Source organism: Brevibacillus invocatus (assembly GCF_003710915.1).
GTDB classification, from domain to species: Bacteria; Bacillota; Bacilli; order Brevibacillales; family Brevibacillaceae; genus Brevibacillus; species Brevibacillus invocatus.
The window spans coordinates 1-7,487 of record NZ_RHHR01000078.1 but is presented as its reverse complement, the minus strand read 5'-3'; the positions used below and the strand labels follow the sequence as shown (position 1 = coordinate 7,487).

Genomic DNA, 7,487 nt, shown 5'->3' with positions numbered 1-7,487 from the left:
TGAACAACGTACGCTATCGCACAGGGAAGAGGGCCAAAGTTCATTTTGATTTGGTAACTCTTGTTTATAATGCCGCTAAATTAGCCACTGATCGGATTCGTAACGCACTGGAAAACAAGAAGCCAGTCGCGGCTTAGTTTTTAAAAAAGGATAAAGAAGAGATTGGGGCAGTCTGTATATTTTTAAGATGAGCAATTATGAAATTGATTCATTCAAGAGAAAATCAGCAGTACTAATCCAACCGGAAATCCAATGGTAAAATTGATGAATGACTTGTCTTATCGTATTCACAATACGTATGACAAAGAATTTATTTGGTGCCCATATTATGGCTATGGATCAAATAAAGAAAACATTATTCACAATTTGGGTGTCATTGCAAATCGCACCAATATTTTTGATATTATTTGCATTCAACCAGCGTATTACTTCCAGGGATCTGCTTACAAAGTGAATCTGGATTTAATTTACGATAGCATTTTAGACTAAGAAGTACTTGACCTTAATGGCAACCCAGTTGCAGGTGGTAGACGTTCTTCTGCTACAGCAAAAATCGGTGTAAATATGGAAGCTGATAACGATTTTAACGGGAGTAAGGCTGACAGGTTCAATGCGTATGTTACAACCTTTGCCTCCTTCCCTTATAAGGAGCCTGTGATATTTTACGCAGGGAGTACACAAAATCTCACAGGAAATACTTCCCTATTAAATGCAATCGAAGACTTTATGAAATAATAAAAAGGGCGCGAATTTCGCGCCCTTTTTATTGATCTTTTTTAAGAGTCTCGCTCTGTTGCTCAGTTACGTAATCAAAAATGAATAAATACACCGTCATTACTTCGTCATTGCTGTTATAGTCTTCTACTTGTATCGGCAGACCTGTCGATTGGTCGATATATGCAATGTGGTAAACAGGGTTGCCCTTTGGATTACCATTCCCTTTTAACATCTCCACTTGTTTTCCATTGATCTCTGAAACTCCGATGGATTTCCATACACTTTCCTCTTGATACTTCTTAATTGTCCTCTCAAATAAGGAAGATTCATACGTGTATAATTCGGTTTTTTCTTTTTCATTCGCTTGCACCGAGTAATGATATTGATCGTTACGTTGTAACCCATTCGCTGGATTAAACCAATTTTCCCATACGGTTACAGTAATGGGATTTACATTTACTCGTATCGTTTTCATATGCTCAATGGATTGTGTTTGTACCTGTTCTGCTGGAACAACTGTTTCAGCAAAAACAGGGGGAATCGTTGCTCCTGTCCATCCAAGCGTAACGGCTAAAGCAACGGAAAGTGCGAACGTCAGCTTTTTCAAAAAACAACCTCCTTGTGCTTAATGGTATTTATTTTTTAGACGCTAAAAAAGCAAGAAAGTTATAAATGAAGTTAATTAAGGGGATAAATCCCTTGTTATCTTCAAAAAAGAACTTTAGTAAATATTACCTATTAGTAATAAAATTTGGTAAAATAGAACGCATGTTCTTATATCTGTTAAATAATTCATAGAAAGGGTGAGCAAAAACCCCCTTTTTTTACCTAGTAGTTGGGGGGGATTCTATGCATAAACAGACATGGACGAAAGATCAATTTCTTCAGCAGATCAAACGGGCGGCTTGGAGGTTGCAATACCAAGCCAAAAAGCAGTATCACCGAGAAATGTTCCTCGAAGATCAAAAGGAAATTCCGTATCACGACTCGATTGATTCCAAGTTGTTTGTTGAAGAACTGCTCAACAGCTTACCTGAACGCGAGCGGTTCATCATTCAACGAGTGGTAATTGAAGAACGAACGGAACGTGAAGTAGCGCAAGAACTCCGAATTTCCCGTTCTCGACTTCATGCCTGCAAAGTACAAGGATTACAACGACTTCACAAAAAAATCGTCACTGCTTAAAGGGGGAATAAAATGCTGGAAGATAGTGCCTTTTGCGAATTGGTACATGATGCGCAACAAGGAAATCCGGAAACACAGGAAGCCTTACTAAAATACTTACAACCCGAACTAGAAAAAATGACGTGGTTTATCCGTATGTCACCCGAAGACACTCTGCAAAATTTACATTTAGCAGTTTTGGAACTGATCACATCATGATCAGGAAAAAGGAGGAGGAAGGATGAATGAAACAACGATCACCATAATTGCTGGACTTATTGCAGTTTTAGCCATCTGCATTATTTACCGACATGTAAGTTTAACCATTCAAATACGTGACATTGTAAACGTGTCCTTACAAGCTAATAAAGAGCAAGAAAGCCCAAAAAAAGAAGAACCCAAAGTATCGGATCCCTCCATGGAAAAGTAATTTGCAGAAAGAAAATGGCACTTTCTTTCTGTTCCTATTATATCAAATGAAAAGGAGGAACGAACATGGCCACAATCATAACAGTGTTACTTCTTGTATCGGGAGGTGTACTGTTTGGAGTATTGATGAGTCAGCAGCGTTTGTGTAAAGAACTGAAAACCTTGAAGAAATGACCAAAAGCCCTTGTTGACAAAGGGCTTTTTTTCAGGCCAGCTGAAGCATAGAAGCTTCGTTATGATGGATCCCAATAATAAGCATTATGTAACTTTAGCACTATAAATCCAAGCTTTACTGACGAAATCTCACTACTGCAAAATTGCCCATCGTTACATCAGGTGGTATTATATGTAAAATGAATAAGGAGCCATTCCTGTAATGAATGAATTTGGGGTTTGAATAAAAAAAGCACCTTCTGTAAACTGGGAAACGTTCCGACCAAAGAACAATTACCCGTACAGGAGGTACTCCACAATGAAGTATAAGCAATCGAAAAAGCAGAATCAACGTATTCAACAAATTACCGAATTAACCCTTGTTGTCGGTGCAGATATTGCCAAGAAAACGCATGTTGCCAGAGCTGTCGATTTCCGCGGAATCGAGATTGGTAAGGACTGCGTGTTCGGCAATGACCATTCTGGCCTGACGAAACTCGTTTCGTGGATGAAGGAGCTTCAGCGGCAATACGCCAAGACGGACATCATCTTGGGCATTGAGCCAACCGGACACTACTGGTTTCCACTGGCCGAATTTCTGCATCGAGAAAACATCAAAGTCGTTATCGTGAATCCTCATCACGTCAATAAAAGCAAAGAACTTGAAGTCTTTGGTTTATGTCATTTGCTCGGATTCCGTTTTGCTCCACGGCTTCGGGATTTGTCTGATTCAAGGTTATATTCTTTTGATAAGGTAGGCGACTTTCCAAAGATAGAAAACCTACTCCGCGGTCGGATCAATACGAAGATCATTCAGGAGAACTTCGATGACGTTTTACGTTTAGCCCATTCTATTCGCGAAGGGAAAGTTTCTGGATCTCTTATCATGGGGAAAATTGGTTCTTATGCAAGACAAAATAGTTTAGCTACAGCTCTACGGGAAATGGGACGGATCGAGAAGACGATCTTTATTCTGGATTACATCTCAAGCGAATCGATGCGTCGTCGCATCCAGCGTGGTCTAAATAAAGGCGAGGCAATGAATGCTCTTGCCAGAGCACTCTTTTTTGGAAAACGTGGAGAATTACGTGAGCGTGCCTTACAAGATCAGCTTCAACGGGCAAGTGCGTTGAATATTCTCATCAATGCAATTAGTGTCTGGAATACGGTTTATCTTACAGAAGCAACGAAGCTATTGAAGCAAAAGGGATCTCTTCAGGAAAATCTGTTAAGTCACATTTCGCCTTTAGGATGGGAACATATCAACTTTCTTGGTGAGTATACATTTGATCAAAAGCGAAATGCCGACCTAAGGTCATTGTTACCACTCATCCAAGGAAAAATCGAAGCCGGTAATCCTTAGCGTACAGGATACCGGCGTTTTTTCTGTAAATCAGGGCTTAGCGTACAAAATCCGCACTTTGTTGGCGGTACCCCGTAGCAAAGGGATTTAGCCTGATCGAGACGTTGATCGGGCTATTCGTGCTGGAATATAAAACTAAAAAAAGGGGACTCTAGTAATCAAAAGAAAGGGGAGATTAAAATCCATGTTCTTCAATAAGCTCATTCCTATAATTTTAAGTCTAAGTATTATTCATTCCATTCCCCCGAAAGATCCCTTAAATTCTGATCCAAGTAAACCACTCGGGGATGTTGCCCCGATTAAAGTATCGGTATCACAATTTGAAAACACAAATAAACAAAAAATTTCACTTCCTCAATACATACCTTTTACCCCAACACATACAGGTGGTCATTACAATAAATTGCTACAGATGTTAACTATCGATTATCTGAACCAAAAAACTAATGAGCTTCTATCTATATCTGTTTACTTAAAAGAAAGTAGCGATAAAAATAATAAACCCGAAATTGTCACCTTAGCAGATGGCACGATTGCTAAGTATATACATTCCGACAAATATATAGCTGATTTTATTCGTTTTAAGAAAAATAACCTTACTTATGAAATAGGAATTTTAAAACAAGAAAAGGGGAGAAGATTGGACGCTCTAATAAAAGTTGCAAATTCGCTTCAGTAGTAGGGGTGGACTACGAAAGTTAAATTACGTCAAAAAAAAAGAGAAAGGCTCTGGGGTAATTTCACTCCTGGGAGCCTTTCTCTTGATTTATTCCATAAATCCACTACCCTTGCATCCTGTTTGTCCATTCCCGCCGCATTTCGCTCGTAAAAAGTAATAACCGTTATATGGTGCTTGGAATGAACCAAAGGTACCGCCATCACCGTAAGCAGCAGTTTTATTTGACATTAATGTACTACTTTGACCATCAAAGTAATAAACTCCTACTCCAACACCGTGTATACTACCGTTATTTTGCCATTCATAGTAAATCCTAGTTCCAGCGGGTACAAATTCTAAATCACCTACAACTGTTTCATCACTGGGAGTCATATAAAGCCATGATTGCGCTGCAAAAGCTTGTACTACACCTATCGACAATGTTAATGCTAGAGCAATCGCAAGTACAAAACGATTTTTTGAACGGCTTGCTATGGTTTTAATCATTACAAATCTCTCCGTTTCCTTTTTATACCTATTATAGGTAAATATTAACATACGTGACTCTATTAATATGCAGAATATTTTGTCTAGTATTGTCGGATGATAGATTTCTTTCAATTTGGAACTGCGTCCGAAAATGTACATTACGTGAAGTAGAGCAAACTTAGTTATTGCCTCAAAAAAGGAGTCGTTGACTCTCTTTTGGCTTTGTTTCTATTCCTTGCCTCTCAAAAAAAATCTCAAATAAAGTGAGCAAACCTCCTTGTTTTTTACCTAGTAGGTGAAAGCGACAAAATGACCGGTCAATTAGTCGTTTATCTCTTACACAAACAAGGAGGAATTTGGTTATGCCAAATCTAAAAGAAATGAAAGCATTACATCTTTATACAGGAGAAGGGTACGGGCTGGTAACTTCTTCGATGCTTAATAAATTGTATGGAAGAAATCTGGACACATTTGTCGTTCATCTGGGAGATCAGAATGTGCGATTTGACTATCAGCAATCTACATCAGATCGAACTAGAGTCATTAACCAATCAATTAACGATTTGAAAGCTTTTCTGCCAGAGTGGGCGGCTTCGAAACTTTCTAGAAAACAAATGTTTGTCTCTGTACCTTTGCTGCATAACAACACATCTACTATCGAGAATGCAGACGCCTTCTATTCCAACTTTCGAGACTACATGAAACAAGTTAAAGATGCCGTAATCAATGCGTTGGGACAAAGATTTTGGGATAATGATTTTTGTGGGTTTTACTTCCGAACAGAAGCTGTTTACCCACTTCAGGAAAAAATCAGCCGCTCTAACCCAACTTCAACTCCTATGGTAAAACTGATGAATGACATTTCGTATCTTGTCCGTAACACATATGAGAAGCAATTTATGTGGTGTCCGTACTATGGTTATGGCACCTATAAAGACAATATTATCTATAACCTGGGGCTTGTAGCAAACCGCACCAATATTTTTGACATCATTTGTATCCAACCAGCGTATTACTTCCAAGGAAGCGCTTATAAAGGGAACTTGAGGTTGGTTTTTGATAGTATTAACGATGACCCCCAAGAAGTAGTGGATGCAGATAGAAATCCGGTTGCAGGTGGTCGAATCGACTCTGCAACTGCAATAGTCGGTGTGAATATGGAAGCGAATGATTACTTCAATACTAGCAAGAAAACCGAGTTCGATGCTTATATTGACGCTTTTATGGATATTGTAGATATGGGCCCGATTGTATGGTATGCAGGAGGTATAAGAAATCTCGTACAAAATTCACAACTTCTGGATGCAATTGAAGATTTCCTGATGTAACAAAGTAACAAAAAAAGGCGCGACATCGCGCCTTTTTTTGTTACTTTGTTTGTTTGAAAATTTCACCAGTCAAATCATGAACATGGTCAAAAAAATAAAAATAGGCTGTCATCACTTCATTACTACTGTTATAAGCCTCTTCTTTTAATGGAAGCCCTGTAGATCGGTCGATATAAGCAAGGTAATACACAGGATCACCCTTTGGCTCTCCGTTCCCTTTGAGCAGCTCTACCTGTATTCCGTTCACCTCTACAGTTCCAATGGATTTCCATACACTTTTGTTTTCATACTGCTTAGCTGTCCTTTCAAACAGGGAAGAATACGCGGTGCTCATGCTAGTTCTTCCATTCATCTCCTTGGTTGTTGAGTAGTAGTAAAAATCGTCATACCGCTCCTGACCAGTTGTTAGATTAAACCATGTGTCGAATATGGTAACGGAATTTCCATCTACATCTACTCGTACGGTTTTCATATGTTCAATCGTGCCTTGTTTTTGTACGACTTGTGTTGGAGCAACCGTTTCCGCAAAAATGGGGGCACTCGCACCTGACCATCCAAGCGTAACGGCTAAAGCAACGAAAAGTGCGAACGTCAGCTTTTTCAAAAAAAACCTCCTTGTGCTTAATGGTATATACTTTAGACGCTAAATAAGCAAGAAAGTTACAAATAAAGCTAATTAAGGGGATGAATCCCTTTTTATCTTCAAAAAAGGATTTTAGTAAATATTACCTAATAATAAAAATTCGGTAAAACGGAACGTATGTTTCTAAAAAATTCATAGAAAAGGTGAGCAAAAACCCCCTTTTTTTACCTAGTAGTTGGGGGGATTCTATGCAAAAACAGACATGGACGAAAGATCAATTTCTTCAGCAGATCAAACGGGCGGCTTGGAGGTTGCAATACCAAGCCAAAAAGCAGTATCACCGAGAAATGTTCCTCGACGATCAAAAGGAAATTCCGTATTACGACTCGATTGATTCCAAGTTGTTTGTTGAAGAACTGCTCAACAGCTTACCTGAACGCGAGCGGTACATCATTCAACGAGTGGTAATTGAAGAACGAACGGAACGTGAAGTAGCGCAAGAACTCCGAATTTCCCGTTCTCGACTTCATGCCTGCAAAGTACAAGGATTACAACGACTTCACAAAAAAATTGTCACTGCTTAAAGCACAGCGGTGATATGTC

9 protein-coding genes and 2 pseudogenes are annotated in these 7,487 nt (G+C 39.0%); 8 read left to right on the top strand and 3 right to left on the bottom strand.

The window, feature by feature from the left end:
• Window positions 1-763: 763 nt before the first annotated feature.
• Window positions 764-1,324 (bottom strand): hypothetical protein, encoded by a 561-nt coding sequence (locus EDM52_RS23915; protein WP_122911401.1) that lies wholly within the window; start codon window positions 1,322-1,324, stop codon window positions 764-766.
• Window positions 1,325-1,566: 242 nt separating this feature from the next.
• Here EDM52_RS23915 and EDM52_RS23910 point away from each other — a divergent pair, with 242 nt between their 5' ends.
• The 6 genes and pseudogenes from EDM52_RS23910 (at window position 1,567) to EDM52_RS23890 (ending at window position 4,505) form a co-directional block, all read left to right on the top strand.
• Window positions 1,567-1,902, top strand: coding sequence for a sigma factor-like helix-turn-helix DNA-binding protein (locus EDM52_RS23910; RefSeq protein ID WP_122911400.1), 336 nt, complete (start codon window positions 1,567-1,569; stop codon window positions 1,900-1,902).
• Window positions 1,903-1,914: 12 nt separating this feature from the next.
• Window positions 1,915-2,100 (top strand): hypothetical protein, encoded by a 186-nt coding sequence (locus EDM52_RS23905; protein WP_122911399.1) that lies wholly within the window; start codon window positions 1,915-1,917, stop codon window positions 2,098-2,100.
• A 22-nt stretch (window positions 2,101-2,122) separates the two neighbouring features.
• Window positions 2,123-2,311 (top strand): hypothetical protein, encoded by a 189-nt coding sequence (locus EDM52_RS23900; protein WP_122911398.1) that lies wholly within the window; start codon window positions 2,123-2,125, stop codon window positions 2,309-2,311.
• 471 nt (window positions 2,312-2,782) lie between these two features.
• Window positions 2,783-3,130, top strand: a pseudogene (locus tag EDM52_RS25790) (IS110 family transposase); the annotation flags it as partial.
• Window positions 3,128-3,826 (top strand): annotated as a pseudogene (locus EDM52_RS23895) (Tn3 family transposase); the annotation flags it as partial. The pseudogenes EDM52_RS25790 and EDM52_RS23895, both read left to right, overlap by 3 nt.
• Before the next feature lie 184 nt (window positions 3,827-4,010).
• On the top strand, window positions 4,011-4,505 hold the full coding sequence (locus tag EDM52_RS23890) for a hypothetical protein (RefSeq protein ID WP_122911396.1): 495 nt from the start codon (window positions 4,011-4,013) through the stop codon (window positions 4,503-4,505).
• An 87-nt stretch (window positions 4,506-4,592) separates the two neighbouring features.
• Here EDM52_RS23890 and EDM52_RS23885 read toward each other — a convergent pair whose 3' ends face one another.
• Window positions 4,593-4,991, bottom strand: coding sequence for a hypothetical protein (locus EDM52_RS23885; RefSeq protein ID WP_148038808.1), 399 nt, complete (start codon window positions 4,989-4,991; stop codon window positions 4,593-4,595).
• A 344-nt stretch (window positions 4,992-5,335) separates the two neighbouring features.
• Here EDM52_RS23885 and EDM52_RS23880 point away from each other — a divergent pair, with 344 nt between their 5' ends.
• Window positions 5,336-6,301 (top strand): hypothetical protein, encoded by a 966-nt coding sequence (locus EDM52_RS23880; RefSeq protein WP_122911394.1) that lies wholly within the window; start codon window positions 5,336-5,338, stop codon window positions 6,299-6,301.
• A 40-nt stretch (window positions 6,302-6,341) separates the two neighbouring features.
• Here the strand turns inward: EDM52_RS23880 and EDM52_RS23875 are convergent, their stop codons facing one another.
• Window positions 6,342-6,905: a hypothetical protein gene (locus EDM52_RS23875; RefSeq protein WP_122911393.1), complete on the bottom strand. Its 564-nt coding sequence runs from the start codon at window positions 6,903-6,905 to the stop codon at window positions 6,342-6,344.
• A gap of 227 nt (window positions 6,906-7,132) precedes the next feature.
• Between EDM52_RS23875 and EDM52_RS23870 the strand changes: the two genes are divergently transcribed.
• On the top strand, window positions 7,133-7,468 hold the full coding sequence (locus tag EDM52_RS23870) for a sigma factor-like helix-turn-helix DNA-binding protein (RefSeq protein ID WP_122911392.1): 336 nt from the start codon (window positions 7,133-7,135) through the stop codon (window positions 7,466-7,468).
• The last annotated feature ends 19 nt before the right edge of the window (window positions 7,469-7,487 follow it).